This is a genomic window from Cupriavidus pinatubonensis, assembly GCF_019602855.1.
Classification (GTDB): domain Bacteria; phylum Pseudomonadota; class Gammaproteobacteria; order Burkholderiales; family Burkholderiaceae; genus Cupriavidus; species Cupriavidus pinatubonensis.
The window spans coordinates 3,739,380-3,758,447 of the sequence record NZ_CP080767.1 but is presented as its reverse complement, the minus strand read 5'-3'; the positions used below and the strand labels follow the sequence as shown (position 1 = coordinate 3,758,447).

The 19,068-nt window shown below is 63.5% G+C and carries 15 protein-coding genes; all 15 read left to right on the top strand.

What is annotated here, in order from left to right; all coding sequences use genetic code 11:
- Positions 1–2: 2 nt before the first annotated feature.
- The 15 genes from K2O51_RS30195 (at position 3) to putA (ending at position 19,058) form a co-directional block, all read left to right on the top strand.
- Positions 3–905 (top strand): ParB/RepB/Spo0J family partition protein, encoded by a 903-nt coding sequence (locus K2O51_RS30195; protein WP_011299481.1) that lies wholly within the window; start codon positions 3–5, stop codon positions 903–905.
- A 329-nt stretch (positions 906–1,234) separates the two neighbouring features.
- On the top strand, positions 1,235–1,753 hold the full coding sequence (locus K2O51_RS30190) for an ATP synthase subunit I (protein ID WP_011299480.1): 519 nt from the start codon (positions 1,235–1,237) through the stop codon (positions 1,751–1,753).
- A gap of 248 nt (positions 1,754–2,001) precedes the next feature.
- Positions 2,002–2,868, top strand: a complete 867-nt coding sequence (atpB, locus tag K2O51_RS30185) for a F0F1 ATP synthase subunit A (RefSeq protein WP_011299479.1) — start codon at positions 2,002–2,004, stop codon at positions 2,866–2,868.
- A gap of 72 nt (positions 2,869–2,940) precedes the next feature.
- Entirely contained in the window at positions 2,941–3,207 is a 267-nt protein-coding gene (atpE, locus tag K2O51_RS30180) for a F0F1 ATP synthase subunit C (RefSeq protein WP_011299478.1), read from the top strand.
- 100 nt (positions 3,208–3,307) lie between these two features.
- On the top strand, positions 3,308–3,778 hold the full coding sequence (locus K2O51_RS30175) for a F0F1 ATP synthase subunit B (protein ID WP_011299477.1): 471 nt from the start codon (positions 3,308–3,310) through the stop codon (positions 3,776–3,778).
- Between the two features lie 2 nt (positions 3,779–3,780).
- Positions 3,781–4,320 (top strand): F0F1 ATP synthase subunit delta, encoded by a 540-nt coding sequence (locus K2O51_RS30170; protein ID WP_011299476.1) that lies wholly within the window; start codon positions 3,781–3,783, stop codon positions 4,318–4,320.
- 38 nt (positions 4,321–4,358) lie between these two features.
- The gene (gene atpA, locus K2O51_RS30165; RefSeq protein WP_011299475.1) at positions 4,359–5,900 is read left to right on the top strand and encodes a F0F1 ATP synthase subunit alpha; all 1,542 of its coding nucleotides are present in this window, start codon (positions 4,359–4,361) and stop codon (positions 5,898–5,900) included.
- An 83-nt stretch (positions 5,901–5,983) separates the two neighbouring features.
- Complete coding sequence (atpG, locus tag K2O51_RS30160; RefSeq protein WP_011299474.1) at positions 5,984–6,859, top strand: F0F1 ATP synthase subunit gamma; 876 nt, start codon at positions 5,984–5,986, stop codon at positions 6,857–6,859.
- A gap of 33 nt (positions 6,860–6,892) precedes the next feature.
- Entirely contained in the window at positions 6,893–8,296 is a 1,404-nt protein-coding gene (gene atpD / locus K2O51_RS30155; RefSeq protein WP_011299473.1) for a F0F1 ATP synthase subunit beta, read from the top strand.
- A gap of 99 nt (positions 8,297–8,395) precedes the next feature.
- The gene (locus K2O51_RS30150; protein ID WP_011299472.1) at positions 8,396–8,812 is read left to right on the top strand and encodes a F0F1 ATP synthase subunit epsilon; all 417 of its coding nucleotides are present in this window, start codon (positions 8,396–8,398) and stop codon (positions 8,810–8,812) included.
- A gap of 677 nt (positions 8,813–9,489) precedes the next feature.
- Positions 9,490–9,927, top strand: a complete 438-nt coding sequence (locus K2O51_RS30145) for a CoA-binding protein (protein ID WP_011299471.1) — start codon at positions 9,490–9,492, stop codon at positions 9,925–9,927.
- Positions 9,928–9,945: 18 nt separating this feature from the next.
- Positions 9,946–10,902 (top strand): alpha/beta hydrolase, encoded by a 957-nt coding sequence (locus K2O51_RS30140; RefSeq protein WP_220631133.1) that lies wholly within the window; start codon positions 9,946–9,948, stop codon positions 10,900–10,902.
- An 82-nt stretch (positions 10,903–10,984) separates the two neighbouring features.
- Positions 10,985–12,076: a uroporphyrinogen decarboxylase gene (gene hemE, locus K2O51_RS30135; RefSeq protein WP_011299469.1), complete on the top strand. Its 1,092-nt coding sequence runs from the start codon at positions 10,985–10,987 to the stop codon at positions 12,074–12,076.
- A gap of 531 nt (positions 12,077–12,607) precedes the next feature.
- The gene (locus K2O51_RS30130) at positions 12,608–14,893 is read left to right on the top strand and encodes a primosomal protein N' (protein ID WP_220631132.1); all 2,286 of its coding nucleotides are present in this window, start codon (positions 12,608–12,610) and stop codon (positions 14,891–14,893) included.
- A 196-nt stretch (positions 14,894–15,089) separates the two neighbouring features.
- Positions 15,090–19,058, top strand: coding sequence for a trifunctional transcriptional regulator/proline dehydrogenase/L-glutamate gamma-semialdehyde dehydrogenase (gene putA, locus K2O51_RS30125; protein WP_220631131.1), 3,969 nt, complete (start codon positions 15,090–15,092; stop codon positions 19,056–19,058).
- Positions 19,059–19,068: the final 10 nt, after the last annotated feature.

Genomic DNA, 19,068 nt, shown 5'->3' with positions numbered 1-19,068 from the left:
CCATGAGCACCGTGAAGAAGAAGGGTCTTGGCCGCGGCCTGGAAGCCCTGCTCGGCGGCCCGGCCGAGATCGTCGAAACCGCGAAGCAGGAGGGCGCGCCCACCGTGCTGCGGCTCGATCAGCTTCAACCCGGCAAGTACCAGCCGCGCACGCGCATGGACGAGGGCGCTCTGCAAGAGCTCGCTGCAAGCATCCGTGCGCAAGGCCTGATGCAGCCGATCCTGGTGCGGCGCGTGGCCGAGCCTGATCGCTACGAGATCATTGCGGGCGAACGCCGTTTCCGCGCTTCGCGACTCGCCGGTCTCGACAAGGTGCCGGTGCTGGTGAAGGAGGTTGCCGACGAAGCCGCGGCGGCCATGGCGCTGATCGAGAACATTCAGCGCGAAGACCTGAATCCGCTCGAAGAAGCGCAAGGCATCATGCGCCTGATCCGCGAATTCCAGTTTACGCACGAGCAGGCGGCCGAGTCGGTGGGCCGCTCTCGCAGCGCAGTCTCGAACCTGCTACGCCTGCTGAACCTTGCAGCGCCGGTGCAGACCATGCTGATGGCGGGCGATCTTGATATGGGACATGCGCGTGCACTCCTGGCGCTCGACGGCGCGAATCAGATCACGCTGGCCAACCAGATCGTCAACAAGCGGCTATCGGTGCGCGAGACCGAGAAGCTTGTTGCTGCTACGCTGAAGCCGTTCGAACTGAAGTCCCTCAAGCACAAGACCGGCAATGGCATGCGCGATGTCGCACGGCTGGAAGAAGAATTGTCGGATGCGCTGGGACTGTCAGTGCAGATCAAGGTAGGTGCGCGCGGCAAGGGCCAACTCACCATTCACTTCAGCAATAACGAAGCGCTCGACGATGTGCTCGAGCGTCTGCGCGATGCAGGCGAAGGGCAACGGGTCGCGTAAACGACTCACGCCGACTCCGTGCAAAAAGCTGCGCGATAAACGGCCATTTGCATGCGCACTGTTGCATTCACGCAGCAGTTAACAGTCCGACATCCGGTTAACGCACCGGGCAGTCACGGATCCTCCATCATGCGTCACGCGAGTTGCGCAATTCAATTACGTCAAGCGTCGTTGCTGCGCAATTTCAACGAAGCCATCATGCAATCGTGATAGCAACCGTTGTGTAGTTTGCCCCTGCAAGCAAACTGTAAGCACGTTGACGCGACTCAGTATTTCCCCTTAAAATCGTGCGGTTTGAATTCTGGTCGGGCCGAAAAGTTCCGGCCTGAATGAGGCAGACAGTAGTGGTTCGAGACCGACAGCAGCAGAACGATTCGCGTCAGGTAAACGCCCGCAATGATGAGTGGGATTTTGACGCAGAACGTGAAGAAGAAGCTGTCGATCCGCTGTCACGCGCGGAAGCGGTGACACTGTTTGGCGAACGCGCGTTGCGTCCTTCGCGCATGACACCCGGCAAAGTTGTGCTGGCGCAGGTGGTTGTGACCCTGCTTTCGGCATTGTGCTGGGCGTTGTTCGGCAAGCAGGCCGGGCCGTACGGCTGGTCCGCGTTGCTTGGCGGTGCGGTGTGTTTCGTGCCCAGCGGGTTCTTCGCATTTCGCCTGTGGATGGCGCGCGATCGGGCCTCGATTGGCGGGTTGGTAATGGGCGAGGCGATCAAGGTGTTCGCCACCGTCGCACTGATGGTGCTCGTGGTGGTGCTGTACCGCGACCTGCGTTGGGTGCCGATGCTCGTCACGTTGCTGCTTGCGCTCAAGACGTATTGGGTGGTGGCTCTGGTGATGCGGTAAGACTGCGGCAAACCGACCGGGCCGGCCGCACGAAGTGTGTGCTTCCCGGTGAGATTGGGCACCAAAACGGAATATCAAGATGCACGGTGCAGGGTTTCACAGTGGTGAAACCGTGTGCCGACAAAGTTTGACCCGCTTGCATGGCGGTGACCGGCCACAAGGCCGAAGGCAATGCAAGACGCGTACCGGCTGCCCGCCAATGCGAGGGGGCCGGATCCAAGATTTCGCAATATACCGTTCGTCTCGACATGTCAGAAGCTATCCAAGGCGCCGAACACGCGCTGACACCCTCCGGCTATATCGCCGAACACTTGCAGAACTTGAACTCGGTCGGCGGCAAGCAAGCGTCGGTGGTCGATTTCTCCGTGCTGAACTATGACACGGTGTTCTGGTCTGTGCTGTGCGGCGCCATCGCCGTGATCTTCCTCCTGATCGCCGCGCGTCGCGTTCACGCTGGCGTGCCGGGTCGCTTCCAGGCCTTTGTCGAGATGATCGTCGAGATGGTCGACGACCAGGCCAAGGGCATCATTCACGGCGACCGTTCGTGGATTGCTCCGCTGGCGCTGATGGTGTTCTGCTGGATCACCATGATGAACGCCATCGACCTGATTCCGGTCGACTGGGTCACCGGCCTGAACAACCTCCTCGGCATTTTCCACATTCACCTTCCTCACCACCGCGCAGTGGCCACGGCCGACCTGAACGGTACGCTGGGCATGTCGTGCTCGGTGCTGGTGCTGATGATCTACTACAGCTTCAAGATCAAGGGCGCGGGCGGCTTCATGCACGAACTGTTCTCTGCCCCGTTCGGCGCCAAGTGGTACCTGGCTCCGTTCAACCTGATCCTGAACATCATCGAGTTCCTGGCCAAGGCCGTGTCGCTCGGCATGCGGTTGTTCGGCAACATGTATGCCGGCGAACTCGTGTTCCTGCTGATCGCATTGCTGGGTTCCATCTGGACGTTCAGTGCTGACCTGTCGGCGCTGGGCTTTGTCGGCCACGTCGTTGCCGGCACGGTTTGGGCGATCTTCCACATCCTGATCGTTCTGCTCCAGGCATTCATTTTCATGATGCTGACGCTGGTGTACATCGGCCAGGCTCACGATCACCACTGATCGACACAGGTTTTAGGTTTTTTGGTTTTTTGGTTTTTTGGTTCTAAGTCTCTCTAAATTAAAGGAGTCATCATGCAAGCATTTCTCGCCAACATCCAGGGTCTGACCGCTATCGGTATCGGCATCATCATCGGTCTGGGCGCTATCGGCGCCTGCCTGGGTATCGCCCTGATGGGTGGCAAGTACATTGAAGCCTGCGCACGTCAGCCTGAGCTGATGAACCCGCTGCAGACCAAGATGTTCCTGCTGGCTGGTCTGATCGACGCGGCATTCCTGATCGGCGTGGGTGTTGCAATGCTGTTCGCCTTCGCCAACCCGCTGCTGGCTGTCATTCAGTAATTTCTTTTCGGTCTGCATGATGCTGACGGGCGGCGCAGGCCATCAGCCTGGCCGCCTTTTGTGCATTTATCTGTAGTTTGATTACCGAAAGGAACACACCATGAATCTGAACGCAACGTTTTTTGCGCAGATGGTCGTGTTCTTCATCCTGTGGTGGGTTGTTGCCAAATTCATTTGGCCGCCGCTGGTGAAGGCGCTCGACGAACGCGCAAAGAAGATCGCCGATGGCCTCGCCGCTGCCGAGAAGGGCAAGGCCGAGCTTGAACTCGCCAACAAGCGTGTGGACCAGGCTATGGCCGAAGCCCGCACCGAGGGTGCTCAACGCGTCGCTGACGCCGAGAAGCGCGCCCAGCTGACGGCAGAAGAGATCAAGCAAAACGCCCAGGCAGAAGCCGCACGCATCATTGCCCAGGCGAAGGCCGAGGCAGAGCAGCAGGTGACCCGCGCACGCGAATCGCTGCGCGACCAGGTTGCCGTGCTGGCAGTCAAGGGTGCCGAGCAGATCCTCAAGCGCGAAGTGAACGCGCAGGTCCATTCCGACCTGCTCAATCAACTCAAAGCTGAGCTCTAATCATGGCCGAAACCGCAACCATTGCCCGTCCCTATGCTGAGGCGCTGTTCCGCGTCGCCAGCGAAGCCGGCAATCTGGGTGCATGGTCCGAGCTGGTGTCGGAGATGGGGCAGATCGCCGCCAACCCCGACATCAAGGCGCTCGCCGACGATCCGAACGTCCCCGGCGACAAGCTGGGTGACCTGTTCCTGTCGGTGGTGAAGTCCCCGGTCAATGACGAGGCACGCCGCTTCGTCAAGCTGCTGGTGGAAAACAACCGCCTGACAGTGATGCCGGAAGTCGCCGAGCAATTCCATGCGCTCAAGAACGCCCGCGAAGGTTCGTCGGACGTCGAGATCACCAGTGCATTCCCGCTGGATGGTCAGCCTCTGAACGACCTGGTCGCTGCACTCGAACGCAAGTTCGGCCGCAAGCTGTACGCGAAGGTGGCGGTGGATCCGTCCCTGATCGGCGGCGTGAGCGTCAAGGTCGGCGACGAAGTGCTCGACACCTCCGTGCGTGCGCGCCTGGCTGCCATGCAAACCGCGCTGACCGCCGTCTGATCGGCCGTCCGTCGGATTGAAGAATTAGGAGCATTGTGATGCAACTGAACCCCTCAGAAATCAGCGAGCTGATCAAGTCCCGCATCTCGGGTCTTGGCGCCGACGCTGAAGTGCGCAACACCGGCACGGTGATTTCCGTGACCGATGGTATCTGCCGCGTGCACGGCCTGTCTGGCGTGATGCAGGGCGAGATGCTGGAATTCCCGGGCAACACCTTCGGCCTCGCGCTGAACCTCGAGCGCGACTCCGTCGGTGCCGTGGTGCTGGGCGACTACGAACACATTTCGGAAGGCGATACGGTCAAGTGCACCGGCCGCATTCTGGAAGTGCCCGTTGGCAAGGAGCTGCTGGGCCGCGTGGTCAACACGCTGGGCCAGCCGATCGATGGCAAGGGCCCGATCAACGCGAAGGAAACCGACGTGATCGAAAAGGTCGCGCCGGGCGTGATCGCGCGTCAGTCGGTGAGCCAGCCGGTGCAGACCGGCCTGAAGTCGATCGACTCGATGGTGCCGATCGGCCGTGGCCAGCGTGAGCTGATCATTGGCGACCGCCAGACCGGCAAGACCGCCGTGGCTGTCGACGCCATCATCAACCAGAAGGGCAAGGGCATCTTCTGCGTGTACGTGGCAATCGGCCAGAAGGCTTCGACGATCGCCAACGTGGTGCGCAAGCTCGAAGAACACGGCGCGATGGAATACACCGTCGTCGTGGCTGCCGCCGCTTCGGATTCGGCCGCCATGCAGTACCTGGCTGCCTACGCCGGCTGCACGATGGGCGAGTACTTCCGCGACCGCGGCGAAGACGCGCTGATCGTTTATGACGATCTGACCAAGCAGGCCTGGGCCTACCGCCAGGTGTCGCTGCTGCTGCGCCGCCCGCCGGGCCGCGAAGCTTACCCCGGCGACGTGTTCTACCTGCACTCGCGCCTGCTGGAGCGTGCTGCCCGTGTGAACGAAGAGTACGTCGAGAACTTCACCAAGGGTGCCGTGAAGGGCAAGACCGGTTCGCTGACCGCACTGCCTATCATCGAAACGCAGGCTGGTGACGTGTCCGCATTCGTGCCGACCAACGTGATCTCGATTACCGACGGTCAGATCTTCCTGGAAACCGACCTGTTCAATGCCGGTATCCGTCCCGCGATCAACGCCGGTATCTCGGTGTCGCGCGTGGGTGGTGCTGCACAGACCAAGGTGGTGAAGAACCTGTCCGGCGGTATCCGTACCGACCTGGCCCAGTACCGTGAACTGGCTGCGTTCGCGCAGTTCGCTTCGGACCTGGACGACGCTACCCGCAAGCAGCTCGAGCGTGGCCGCCGCGTGACCGAACTGCTCAAGCAGGCTCAGTACCAGCCGCAGCAAGTGTGGCAACTGGCCGCGTCGCTGTTCGCCGCCAACAATGGCTTCCTCGACAACGTGGAAGTGAAGGACATTCTGCCGTTCGAGAAGGGCCTGCACGACCATCTGAAGACCAAGTACGCCGACCTCGTCAACCGCATCGAAGAGACCAAGGTCCTCTCGAAGGAAGATGAACCGGCGCTGCGTGCTGCGATCGAGGATTTCAGGAAGTCCGCCGCGTTCTAACCGCGTGATTCCACGAAGCTCGCCGCGCCTGCGCCGGGGTCGCCCCGGCGGTGCGCGGCGAGAGTTCGAATGGAGAGGAAGATATGGCCGGAACGAAAGAGATTCGAACCAAGATCAAGAGCGTGCAGAACACGCGCAAGATCACCAAGGCGATGGAGATGGTCGCCGCGTCCAAAATGCGCAAGGCGCAGGAGCGGATGCGCAATGCCCGTCCCTACGCCGAGAAAGTGCGCAATATCGCGGCGCACCTGGCTTCGGCCAACCCCGAGTTCAAGCATCCGTTCATGCAGGAGCGCGAAGTCAAGCGCGTCGGCATGATCGTGGTGACGACCGACAAGGGGCTGTGCGGTGGCCTGAACACCAACGTGCTGCGTGCGGTCACCAATGAACTGAAGACCTTGCAGGGCCGCGGCGTGGACGTGCAAGCGACCGCCATCGGCGGCAAGGGCATGCAGTTCCTGAGCCGTATTGGCGCCAAGGTGGTCTCGAACGTGGTGCAGCTTGGCGACACGCCGCATCTGGAAAAGCTGATCGGTGCCATCAAGGTTCAGCTCGACGCATTCACCAACGGTGAAGTCGACGCGGTGTACCTGTCGTACACCCGGTTCATCAATACGATGAAGCAGGAGCCGATGGTCGAGCAGCTGTTGCCGCTCGCCGCCGACAAGCTGGCCCAGACCGAAGAGGAAAAGCGCGCCTACTCGTGGGATTACATCTACGAGCCTGACGCCCAGACCGTGGTGGAAGACCTGTTGGTCCGCTACGTCGAGGCGCTGGTGTACCAGGCCGTGGCCGAAAACATGGCGTCCGAGCAATCGGCGCGCATGGTGGCCATGAAGGCGGCATCCGACAATGCCAAGAACGTGATCGGCGAACTGCAACTGGACTACAACAAGACCCGTCAGGCAGCGATCACCAAGGAACTGTCGGAAATCGTCAGCGGTGCGGCAGCCGTCTAAGGCGTCAAGAATTCAAGCTATCGGAGATACGAAATGAGTATCGGAAATATTGTGCAGTGCATTGGCGCCGTGGTGGACATCGAGTTCCCGCGCAACGCAATGCCGAAGGTGTACGACGCGCTGGTGCTGGAAGACAGCAGCGAAACGTCGTTCGCCGAAAAGGGCCTGACGTTCGAAGTCCAGCAGCAGCTGGGCGACGGCGTGGTGCGTACCATTGCCCTCGGTTCGTCGGACGGCCTGCGCCGCGGCATGGCCGTGAAGAACACCGAAGCGCCGATCTCGGTGCCGGTGGGTCAGGGCACGCTGGGCCGCATCATGGACGTGCTGGGTCGCCCCATCGACGAAGCTGGCCCGATCGCTTCGGACGAGCGCCGCGCGATTCACCAGAAGGCACCGAAGTTCGACGAACTGTCGCCTTCGACCGACCTGCTCGAAACCGGCATCAAGGTGATCGACCTGATCTGCCCGTTCGCAAAGGGCGGTAAGGTTGGCCTGTTCGGTGGTGCTGGCGTGGGCAAGACCGTCAACATGATGGAGCTCATCAACAACATCGCCAAGCAGCACAGCGGTCTGTCGGTGTTCGCCGGCGTGGGCGAGCGTACCCGTGAAGGGAACGACTTCTACCACGAAATGAAGGACTCCAACGTGCTCGACAAGGTGGCCATGGTGTTCGGCCAGATGAACGAGCCGCCGGGCAACCGTCTGCGCGTGGCACTCTCCGGCCTGACCATGGCCGAGAAGTTCCGCGACGAAGGCCGCGACATCCTGTTCTTCGTCGACAACATCTACCGCTACACGCTGGCCGGTACCGAAGTGTCGGCACTGCTGGGCCGTATGCCTTCCGCCGTGGGCTACCAGCCGACGCTGGCTGAAGAAATGGGCAAGCTGCAGGAACGTATTACGTCGACCAAGACTGGCTCGATCACGTCGATCCAGGCCGTGTACGTGCCTGCGGATGACTTGACCGACCCGTCGCCGGCAACCACCTTCCTGCACCTGGACTCGACCCTCGTGCTGTCGCGTGACATCGCTGCGCTCGGTATCTACCCCGCAGTGGATCCGCTGGACTCGACCTCGCGCCAGATGGACCCGCAGGTTGTGGGTCAGGAGCACTACAATGTCGCGCGTGCCGTTCAGCAGACGCTGCAGCGCTACAAGGAACTGCGCGACATCATCGCGATTCTGGGCATGGACGAACTGTCGCCGGAAGACAAGATGGCCGTGAACCGCGCGCGTAAGATCCAGCGTTTCCTGTCGCAGCCGTTCCACGTGGCCGAAGTGTTCACGGGTTCGCCGGGCAAGTACGTGCCGCTGAAGGAAACCATCCGTGGTTTCAAGATGCTGGTGGATGGCGAGTGCGATCACCTGCCCGAGCAGGCGTTCTACATGGTCGGCTCGATCGACGAAGCCTTCGAGAAGGCCAAGAAGCTCCAGTAAGCCTCGCTTTGACGCTCCCGCACCCCGGTGCGGGAGTGGCGGCCGGCCGCCTTGCGCGCCCGGCCGTCAGAAGTGAAGCGAACGGACAAAGGAATTCATATGGCAACCATTCTTGTAGACGTCGTCAGCGCGGAAGCGTCGATCTTCTCCGGTCCGGCGAAGTTCGTGGCGCTGCCGGGCGAGTCGGGTGAGCTGGGCATTCTGCCGGGCCACACGCCGCTGATTACGCGTATCCAGCCGGGCGCCGTGCGTATCGAGAAGGAAGACGGCAGCGAAGAGTTTGTGTTCGTTGCCGGCGGTATTCTCGAAGTCCAGCCGCAGCACGTTACCGTGCTGGCCGATACCGCTATCCGCGGTACCGATCTGGACGAAGCCAAGGCGCAGGAAGCCAAGCGTGCCGCCGAAGAGTTGATGCAAAACCAGAGCAGCGATCTGGACATTGCACGCGCTCAGAGCGAGCTCGCCGTGGCCGCCGCGCAACTGGCTGCCATCGCCCGTCTGCGTCGTAAGAAGTAAGCAGCAAGCAGTCCCTGTCGCACTGTTGTTTTTTCGGTGCGACAACCAAAAAAGGCAGCCACGCGGCTGCCTTTTTTTATGCTGTGGGGATAAGCTTCTTGTGCTTGGACCAAAAAAAAGCGCGCGGGCCGGGGAGGCTCCGCGCGGACGGGAAAATCCCTTCGAGGGGTCAATTCGAAGGAACGGGTTCGGTCCAGGACTACTAAGGCGCAGCGAATCTGGTTCGCACATTCGGCCGCAAAGGCCTCGCGCCATCGGGTCTTCCTGGTGTCCGACCAGCAGGCATCGCCTGCTGGCTCGGAAAATCGGGAATCACTGCCAAGGGCTTTCTTCAGCGCCCCATCTTCTCGTTACTCACTTCTTCGCGGGGACGCGGTCCACCAAACGCCGGTGTGTCAATGCATTGTGGGGGAAAGTCCCTGCAATGGCAGTAACAAAATGTATCCTTTTGCAAGAAGTTGAAAGCCAACTCGCGCGAAATGGAGCGTCATACGCACATCCAACACATAAGGCGTCACTTTCTACTCATAACGTGATCTGTGCGCACCGTAGTGCGTCGAATTCCCTGTGCGCTGGCGAACAATGCGGCGCTTCCGGCGCGAGAGCCGATCGTCAGTTACGATTGCCCGGTTACAACCACGCCCGGCGCTGCCCGAGGCCATGTACTGGAGTTCATGATGGCAGATATGCAGGACGCGATCCGGAAAATGCTCGGCATGAGGACCGTGGCTATTGTGGGCCTGTCGGACCGTGCTGATCGACCGAGCCATGAGGTTGCCGAATTCCTGCAGCAGCACGGTTTCCGCATCGTGCCGGTCAATCCGCGCCATGCCGGCGAACGCATTCTAGGCGAGCCGTGCCACGCCTCGCTGCAGGACGCGGCGACCGCGATGGCGGCACAGGGCGAGCGCATCGACTGGGTCGACATTTTTCGCCGCGCCGAAGACACTCCGCCCGTGGTCGCCGATGCGAAGGCGATCGGCGCATGTGGCGTATGGCTGCAGCTGGGTATCGTGAACGACGCCGCTATCGGCCAGGCCCGCGTAGAGGGCCTGCTCGCCGTGCAAGACTGCTGCAGCAAGATCGAGCTCACCCGCCAGCTCGCGCTGTCCTGAACCCTTTCGCCTGACCCGATGGCTATCGATCCGCAACTCCTCGCCTATTACCGCCGCCTGGCCGAGCAATATGGCGCCCTTCCCGTACCCGTTGATGCGCGCGCGCGGCGCGAGCGCTTTGCCGAAGTGGCAGCTTCGTCGGTCGTACCTGATCCTGCCGGCAGCACGTGGGAAGACCTCACCCTTGCGCTGGAAGGCCGCTCGCTGACGGCGCGCCTGTTCCGTCCGGTGGCCGATGCGCCGTCCCGGTTGATCGTTTATTTCCACGGCGGCGGCTGGGTCGTCGGATCGCACGAGACCCACCATACCGTCGCAGCACTGCTGGCGGCTGATACGGGCTGCGCGGTAGCCAGCGTGGATTATCGGCTCGCGCCTGAGCATGCGTTTCCCGCGCCATGCGATGACGCCGTAGATGCTGTCCGTTGGTTCGCCGTGCAGCGCGCGTCGCTGGGCTTCGATACCGGCTTCCTTGCCGTGGCGGGCGATAGCGCTGGTGGACACCTCGCAGCACTCGCGGCGCAGCAGGTCAACACCGAAGCCCGACAGCAAGTGGTGGTGGCGCAGTTGCTCGTCTATCCGGTCACAGCGCCGGTGCTTTCCAGCGAGAGCTACCGCGCCTTTGCCGATGGCCCCGGGCTGACCCGTGACGAGATGGCCTGGTTCTGGACGCAGTTTATCGGCGCCGAGAGTCTGGCGCGCGGCGCGCAACACGAAGATCTACGCATTCATCTGATGGCGCAGGCGCCGAAGGTGCAGCCGCCGGCCACCGCCATCGTCGTTGCCGCCAACGACGTGTTGCGCGATGACGGGCTTGCCTATGCCGATTTCCTCGTCCGGCACGACGCCACGGTAGTCACCATCGAGGCCAGTGGCATGACGCACGGATTCGCACGCCTGCAACCGGACGCGCCGCGCGCGCGCGAATGGATGCAACGTGCCGCGCAGGCCTTCGCGAGCCTGTTCGACGACGTCTAGCGGTCTGGTGCGCCGGCACTGTCGCATCAGGCGCCGGTGCGCGGCGGCCATCCCTTAGAATGGCGGTCTTACGAGGATGACCATGACTGCACTGCAGAACGACACTTTCCTGCGCGCACTGCGCCGGCAGCCGACCGAATACACGCCGCTGTGGCTGATGCGCCAGGCGGGCCGCTACCTGCCTGAGTACAACGCCACGCGCGCGCGCGCGGGCAGCTTTCTGGGCCTGGCCAAGAATCCAGCCTATGCCACCGAAGTGACGCTGCAGCCGCTGGACCGCTATCCGCTGGACGCGGCCATCCTGTTCTCCGACATCCTGACCGTGCCCGACGCCATGGGCCTCGGCCTGTCGTTTGCCCAGGGCGAAGGCCCGCGCTTCGCGCGGCCGCTGCGTACCGAGGCCGACGTGCAGAAGCTTGCCGTGCCCGACATGGCATCACTGCAGTATGTGTTCGACGCCGTGGCCGAGATCCGCCGCGCGCTGGTCCAGGACGGGCGCCAGCGCGTGCCGCTGATCGGCTTCTCGGGCAGCCCGTGGACGCTGGCTTGCTACATGGTCGAAGGCGGCGGCTCGGACGACTTCCGCACGGTCAAGGCGATGATGTACGGCCGGCCGGACCTGATGCACCGCATCCTCGACATCAATGCGCAGGCGGTCAGCGAGTACCTGAATGCACAGATCGAGGCAGGCGCGCAGGCCGTCATGATCTTCGACACCTGGGGCGGTGCGCTGGCTGACGGCATGTACCAGGCGTTCTCGCTGGCCTATATGCGCAAGGTGCTCGCCGGCCTGAAGCGCGAGCATGACGGACAGCAGATCCCCGCGATCGTCTTCACGAAGGGTGGCGGCCTGTGGCTGGAAGGCCTCGCCGACACCGGCGCCGACGCCATTGGTTTGGACTGGACGGTCAACCTTGCGCAAGCGCGCCGACGCACCGGTGGCCGCGTGGCGCTGCAGGGCAATATCGATCCGACAGTGCTGTTCGCCCCCGAAGCGGCGATTCGGGAACAGGTGCGGGGCGTGCTCGACAGCTATGCGGCAGCGGGCGGTAGCGACGGTCATGTGTTCAACCTCGGCCACGGTATTTCGCAGTTCACGCCCCCGGAAAGCGTGGCGGTGCTCGTCGACGAAGTGCATCGCTATAGCCGCCAGCTGCGCACGTCGCAGGGCTGAAACACCGATATCCCGAAAGTACCGGCGTCATGCGCCGGTCATATTTTCCTCGCGGTGCAGCGATTTTGGCGCCAACGTCAGCGGTGTCGCTGGAGGCGCGCCGCTGCTGCTGTCAAGTAAACAATTTCATCCTGATTCGCCAAAAAGGTGCTTGCAATTGACGGTGGAGGCTTGACTTATGCACACCGATAGGTTTGCCGCACTGCAAGAAGGGGTAACCCCTTAACTCATCTGGGGGATGTTTGCAAGGCCTTGATTTTTAAGGAATTGGAAGTTTTTCAAAGCGGTTGCGCTTGCCAGTGATTCCCTTGTTTTTCGGGCTTTCGCGGCGTCCCACAGCGACTTTTCAACAAAGTTATCCACAGGGTCTGTGGAATTAGTGGAAAAGCAGTCATCTATCATCGACTTAGGGCCACATTTGAAGTTTTACTTTAAGTTGATGTTGCGCCGCACACTAAGCCTGCTTCTATTCCCTTTGCGCCTGAATCCGCACAGTCTTTGCGCACGCGCCGTGCACCAGAACTGCCTCTGATGACGTTGCCAGACGACACCGAACCGCGTAGCGCAGGCATTGTCCGCGTGGCGCTTGATACGCCCGCGGACGACTGTTTCGACTACCTCGCCGACGATGAAGTGGTGCCGGGCGATCTGGTGGTCGTACCGTTCGGACGTCGCAGCGTGGTCGGCGTTGCCGTTGCGCGCGCCGCCGAGTCGGCCGTGCCGGCGGACCGGATCAAGGCAGTTTCCGCGCGGCTGGGCTGGCTGGCGCCGCTAGCGCAGGAATGGCGCGATCTTGCGACGTTCGCCGCGCGCTATTACCAGCGCTGCCTTGGCGAGGTGATGCTGCCGTCGCTGCCGCCGTCGCTGCGGGAGCCGGAGGGCTGGCCACGCCTTGGCCAGCGTGCACGGACCGAGGCGTACCGGGTCGTTGCGGCACATATCCCTACGTTGCTCGAGTCGATACCTGGGCGTGCGCGATCGGTGCGGGCGCTTGCGCAGGCGCTGGCCGACCGCGCCGCCGACGGCGCAGTGCCCGAGCCGATGAGTCTGGCCGAGGCGCGCGAATTATGCACCGCCGCGCCAGCAAGGCTTGTTGAATGGGCCGCTGCAGGCTGGATCGAGGCGATCAGCGCCGACCGTACCTTGCTCGGCACCGCGCCCTCGCAGGCCCCGTCGGTGGCGCCTGCGTTGCATGAAGCACAGCTTGCGGCGGTCGAAGCTATCGGCGCCGCTGCGTCCTTTGCTCCGTTCCTGCTGCACGGGGTGACCGGCAGCGGCAAGACTGAGGTCTATCTGCATGCCATGGCCCAGGTACTCGCGCGCGATCCTCACACGCAGGTGCTGATGCTGGTGCCCGAGATCAACCTGACCCCGCAACTCCAGTCGCGCATTGCCGCGCGCTTTCCGCACCTGCCGCTGGCCGTGCTGCACAGCGGGCTGGCTGACCAGGAACGCAGCCTGCAATGGCTCGCCGCCCATCGCGGCGAAGCGCGCATCGTACTGGGCACGCGCATGGCGATCATGGCCTCGATGCCGAATCTTGCGCTGATCGTGGTCGATGAAGAGCACGACACGTCCTACAAACAGCAGGAGGGCCTGCGCTACTCCGCGCGCGACCTGGCCGTATGGCGCGCCAAGCGGCTCGAAATTCCGGTCGTACTTGGCTCGGCCACGCCGTCAATGGAAACCTGGTGGCGCGCTGAGCAGGGCGCGTATCGCAAGCTGGTGCTGCGCCAGCGCGCGCAGGCTGAAGCGGCGTTGCCGGCCGTGCGTCTGATCGATCTGAACCATGAACGCCAGCGCCAGCGGGCGCTGTTCGAAGGCCTGTCGGTGCCGTTGCTGGAGGCGATCGACGCCCGGCTGGCTCGCGGGGAGCAGAGCCTGCTGTTCCTGAACCGACGTGGCTATGCGCCGGTGCTGGCCTGCGATAGCTGCGGCTGGCTGTCTGGCTGCCCGCGCTGTTCGGCATACCTGGTGCTGCACCGGCCGGAACGGCGGCTGCGCTGCCACCACTGCGGGCTGGAGGCGCCCGTGCCGCACCATTGCCCTGACTGCGGCAATATGGATATCGCGCCGCTTGGCCGTGGCACCCAGCGCATCGAAGAAGCGCTGGCGGCACGTTTTCCACAGGCTCGTATCGCTCGCATCGATGCCGATTCCACGCGGCGCAAAGGCAGTGCGCAGGCGATGTTCGACGAAGTGCATGCCGGCGAGGTGGACATCCTCGTCGGTACCCAGATGATCGCCAAGGGCCATGATTTTCAACGGGTGACGCTGGTCGGCATCGTGCATCCGGACGCCGCCATGTTCAGCCACGATTTCCGCGCCGCCGAACACCTGTTCGCGTCGCTGATGCAGGTATCCGGGCGGGCCGGGCGGGCCGACCTGCCCGGCGAAGTCCTCATCCAGACCCGCTATCCAGACGCTGCGGCATTGCAGGCCCTCGTGCGCCATGACTATGATGGATTCGCCGCCGGCCAGTTGCGCGAGCGCCGCCAGGCCGGGTTGCCCCCGTTCTGCTATCAGGTGCTGCTGACTGCCGAGCATGGCCAGCTCGAACGGGCATTGCAGTTCCTGCAGGCGGTCCGGCGCCTGGCAGACGGCAATGCTTTGGCGCCGGAGGTGCAACTGCACGATCCGGTACCGATGTCGATGGTGCGCATTGCTAACCGCGAACGTGCCCAGATGTTGTTGGAAGCCAGCTCAAGGCCCGTTTTGCAACGATTTGTGAGCGAGTGGGTGCGGACTTTTTCCGATGCCGGCGCAGACGCAAGAGGCGTGCGCTGGCAACTGGAAATCGACCCGCTGAGAATCTGAGTGCCGGGCTGCATGTGACTGGGGTGCAACCGTAGCAACCGGCTTTCGAGATAGTGGTTGCACTAGGTTGCACCTTTGCGTTTTTCAGGAGTAAGATCGCGCCAGCCCAGAGGTTGCGCAGTCGGGCCCCACCGCCGCTCACGTCCCACGCGGGCGACATCGACCCGCAGCCTTGTGTCTTACGGAGAAAGCTCGCATGGCCACCACCACCCTCGGCGTCAAACTCGACGACGCTTCGCGCGATCGCCTCAAGCGTGTCGCCCAATCCATCGACCGGACGCCGCACTGGCTGATCAAGCAGGCGATCTTCACGTATCTCGAGCAGATCGAGCGTGGCCACCTGCCGCATGAGGCGATGGCAGGCGGCGCAGGGGAGGCCGATGGAGCCGACGGTGCTGAGATGAGCCACGCCGATGGCGCACCGCAGCCGTTCCTGGAATTCGCGCAAAGCATTCAGCCGCAATCCGTACTGCGCGCCGCAATTACTTCGGCCTATCGCCGTCCTGAAACCGATTGCGTGCCGGTGCTGCTGGAGCAGGCACGCCTGCCGCAGCAACAGGCCGAAGCCGCCATCAAGATGGCCAAGAAGCTGGCCACCGCGCTGCGCGAGCAGAAGGTGGGCACCGGCCGCGAAGGCCTGGTGCAGGGCCTGATCCAGGAATTCTCCCTGTCGTCGCAAGAAGGCGTAGCGCTGATGTGCCTGGCCGAGGCCCTGCTGCGCATTCCCGACAAGCCCACGCGCGACGCGCTGATCCGCGACAAGATTAGCGGCGCCAACTGGCAGTCGCACCTGGGCCAGAGCCCATCGCTGTTCGTCAACGCCGCGACCTGGGGCCTGCTGCTGACCGGCAAGCTGGTCGCCACCCATACCGAATCGGGCCTGAGCAAGGCGCTCACGCGCATCATCGGCAAGGGCGGCGAACCGCTGATCCGCAAGGGCGTCGACATGGCCATGCGCCTGATGGGCGAGCAGTTCGTCACGGGCGAGACCATTTCCGAAGCGCTGGCCAACGCGCGCAAGTACGAAGCGCAGGGCTTCCGCTATTCCTACGACATGCTTGGCGAAGCGGCGATGACGGAAGAGGATGCGCAGCGCTACCTCGCGTCGTACGAGCAGGCCATCCATGCGATTGGCCAGGCCTCGCGCGGCCGCGGCATCTATGAAGGCCCGGGCATTTCGATCAAGCTGTCGGCGCTGCATCCGCGCTACAGCCGCGCCCAGCACGAGCGGGTGATCAACGAGCTTTATGAGCGCCTGAAGTCGCTGACGCTGCTGGCGCGCCAGTACGACATCGGCATCAACATCGACGCCGAAGAGGCCGACCGCCTCGAGATCTCGCTCGACCTGCTCGAACGCCTGTGCTTCGAGCCCGAGCTGGCCGGCTGGAACGGCATCGGCTTCGTGGTGCAGGGCTACCAGAAGCGCTGCCCGTTCGTGATCGACTACCTGATCGACCTCGCGCGCCGCAGCCGCCACCGCCTGATGATCCGCCTGGTTAAGGGCGCCTACTGGGACAGCGAAATCAAGCGCGCCCAAGTCGAAGGCCTGGAAGGCTATCCGGTCTACACGCGCAAGGTCTACACCGATGTGTCGTACGTGGCCTGCGCGCGCAAGCTGCTGTCGGTGCCCGACGCAATTTATCCACAGTTCGCCACGCACAACGCGCACACGCTGTCGGCCATCTACCAGATTGCCGGCCATAGCTACTATCCCGGCCAGTACGAATTCCAGTGCCTGCACGGCATGGGCGAGCCGCTGTACGACCAGGTCGTCGGCCCGATCGCCGACGGCAAGTTCAACCGCCCGTGCCGTATCTACGCGCCGGTTGGCACGCATGAAACGCTGCTCGCCTACCTGGTGCGCCGCCTGCTCGAAAACGGCGCCAACACCTCGTTCGTCAACCGGATTGCCGACGACACGATTTCGCTCGATGAACTGGTGGCCGACCCGGTCGCCGTGGTCGAGACCATGCATCGCGATGAAGGCACGCTGGGCCTGCCGCATCCGAAGATCCCGTCGCCGCGCGGCCTTTATGGCAAGTCGCGCGCGAACTCGGCGGGTATCGACCTTGCCAACGAGCATCGCCTCGCTTCGCTGTCGTCCGCGCTGCTGGCCGGTACAAGCGAACGCGTCGTGGCCGATCCGATGCTGGGTACCGAGGTCCCGCGCGCAGCCGATGCCATCACCACGCCGGTGCTGAACCCGGCCGACCATCGCGACGTCGTGGGCCAGGTCACTGAAGCCAGCCAGGCCGATGTCGACGCCGCGCTGCAGGCCGCCGCCAATGCGGCACCGATCTGGCAGGCCACGCCGCCCGACGTCCGTGCCTCCGCGCTTGAACGCGCCGCCGACCTGATGGAAGCGCAGATGCAGTCGCTGATGGGCATCATCATGCGCGAGGCCGGCAAGACCTTCTCGAACGCGATCGCCGAAGTGCGCGAGGCGGTGGACTTCCTGCGCTACTACGCGGCCGAAGTGCGCCGCAGCTTCGACAACGAGACGCACCGCCCGCTGGGCCCGGTGGTCTGCATCAGCCCGTGGAATTTCCCGCTGGCGATCTTCACCGGGCAGGTGGCCGCAGCGCTGGCCGCCGGCAATACGGTGCTGGCCAAGCCCGCCGAGCAGACGCCGCTGATTGCCGCTGCCGCGGTGCGCATCCTGCGCGAGGCCGGCGTGCCGGCGGGTGCCGTGCAGCTGCTGCCGGGCCGTGGCGAGACCGTGGGCGCGGCACTGGTGGGCGACGCCCGCGTCAAGGGCGTGATGTTCACGGGCTCGACCGAAGTCGCGCGTATCCTCCAGCGCAATATCGCCGGCCGTCTCGATGCCGCCGGCCGTCCGATTCCGCTAATCGCCGAAACCGGTGGCCAGAACGCGATGATCGTCGACTCGTCTGCACTGGCCGAACAGGTCGTGGGCGACGTAGTCAACTCCGCGTTCGACTCGGCCGGCCAGCGCTGCTCCGCGCTGCGCGTGCTGTGCCTGCAGGAAGACGTGGCCGACCGCGTGCTCGCCATGCTCAAGGGCGCCATGAATGAACTGACCATGGCCAACCCGGATCGCCTGTCCACCGATGTGGGCCCGGTCATCGACGAAGAAGCGCGCGGCAATATCGTGCGCCATATCGATGCGATGCGCGCCAAGGGTCGCCGCGTGCACCAGGCCGATCCGAATGCCCCGCAGGGCGCCAGCTGCCGCCATGGCACCTTCGTGCCGCCGACCCTGATCGAACTCGACAGCATCGACGAACTCAAGCGCGAGGTGTTCGGCCCCGTGCTGCACGTGGTGCGCTTCCCGCGCGCCGCGCTGGACACTATGATCGGCCAGATCAACGGTACCAACTATGGCCTGACGATGGGGATCCACACCCGCATCGACGAGACCATCGCGCAGATCGTGCAGCATGCCGAGGTGGGCAATCTGTACGTGAACCGCAATATCGTCGGCGCGGTGGTGGGTGTGCAGCCGTTTGGCGGCGAGGCGCTGTCGGGCACTGGTCCGAAGGCCGGTGGCCCGTTGTACCTGCACCGCCTGCTGTCGGTCTGCCCGCAGGATGCGGTGGTTCGCAGCGTGCGCCAGGCGGAAGCGTCGGGCAACGCGCCGGCTGCGCCGGAGCGCCCAGTCGCCGCACAGGCGCTGAAGGACTGGGCGAAGACCGAGATGCCGGAAGTCGCCGCCGCCTGCGATCGCTTTGCCGAAGCCTCGGCGGCTGGCATTTCGGTGACGCTGCCCGGGCCGACCGGCGAGCGCAACACCTACTCGCTGCTGCCGCGCCACCATGTCCTGTGCCTGGCGGCGCAGGAACAGGATCTGGCCATCCAGCTCGCGGCTGTTCTGGCAGTCGGCAGCCAGGCTGTGATGGCGGAAAACCCTGTTTCGCGTGGGCTGTTTGCACGGCTGCCCAAGGGCGTACAATCGCGCGTCCGCATTGTGTCTGACTGGACTTCGCCGGAGGTCGCGTTCGACGCGGTGATCCATCATGGCGATTCCGACCAGTTGCGCACGGTGTGCGAGCAGGTCGCAGCGCGGCCGGGGCCGATCATCGGCGTGCAGGGCCTCGCGCAAGGTGAGCCGAATATCGCTCTTGAACGTTTGCTGATCGAGCGTTCGCTGTCGGTCAACACGGCGGCGGCCGGCGGCAACGCCAGCCTGATGACGATCGGCTGAGCCGGCACGG

Coding starts and splice junctions, on each gene's coding strand:
- putA (WP_220631131.1), top strand. CDS start 15,090: ATGGCCACCACCACCCTCGGCGTCAAACTCGACGACGCTTCGCGCGAT.
- K2O51_RS30145 (WP_011299471.1), top strand. CDS start 9,490: ATGGCAGATATGCAGGACGCGATCCGGAAAATGCTCGGCATGAGGACC.
- K2O51_RS30140 (WP_220631133.1), top strand. CDS start 9,946: ATGGCTATCGATCCGCAACTCCTCGCCTATTACCGCCGCCTGGCCGAG.
- K2O51_RS30150 (WP_011299472.1), top strand. CDS start 8,396: ATGGCAACCATTCTTGTAGACGTCGTCAGCGCGGAAGCGTCGATCTTC.
- atpG (WP_011299474.1), top strand. CDS start 5,984: ATGGCCGGAACGAAAGAGATTCGAACCAAGATCAAGAGCGTGCAGAAC.
- K2O51_RS30190 (WP_011299480.1), top strand. CDS start 1,235: ATGAGGCAGACAGTAGTGGTTCGAGACCGACAGCAGCAGAACGATTCG.
- K2O51_RS30195 (WP_011299481.1), top strand. CDS start 3: ATGAGCACCGTGAAGAAGAAGGGTCTTGGCCGCGGCCTGGAAGCCCTG.
- K2O51_RS30170 (WP_011299476.1), top strand. CDS start 3,781: ATGGCCGAAACCGCAACCATTGCCCGTCCCTATGCTGAGGCGCTGTTC.
- atpD (WP_011299473.1), top strand. CDS start 6,893: ATGAGTATCGGAAATATTGTGCAGTGCATTGGCGCCGTGGTGGACATC.
- atpA (WP_011299475.1), top strand. CDS start 4,359: ATGCAACTGAACCCCTCAGAAATCAGCGAGCTGATCAAGTCCCGCATC.
- K2O51_RS30175 (WP_011299477.1), top strand. CDS start 3,308: ATGAATCTGAACGCAACGTTTTTTGCGCAGATGGTCGTGTTCTTCATC.
- K2O51_RS30130 (WP_220631132.1), top strand. CDS start 12,608: ATGACGTTGCCAGACGACACCGAACCGCGTAGCGCAGGCATTGTCCGC.
- atpB (WP_011299479.1), top strand. CDS start 2,002: ATGTCAGAAGCTATCCAAGGCGCCGAACACGCGCTGACACCCTCCGGC.
- hemE (WP_011299469.1), top strand. CDS start 10,985: ATGACTGCACTGCAGAACGACACTTTCCTGCGCGCACTGCGCCGGCAG.
- atpE (WP_011299478.1), top strand. CDS start 2,941: ATGCAAGCATTTCTCGCCAACATCCAGGGTCTGACCGCTATCGGTATC.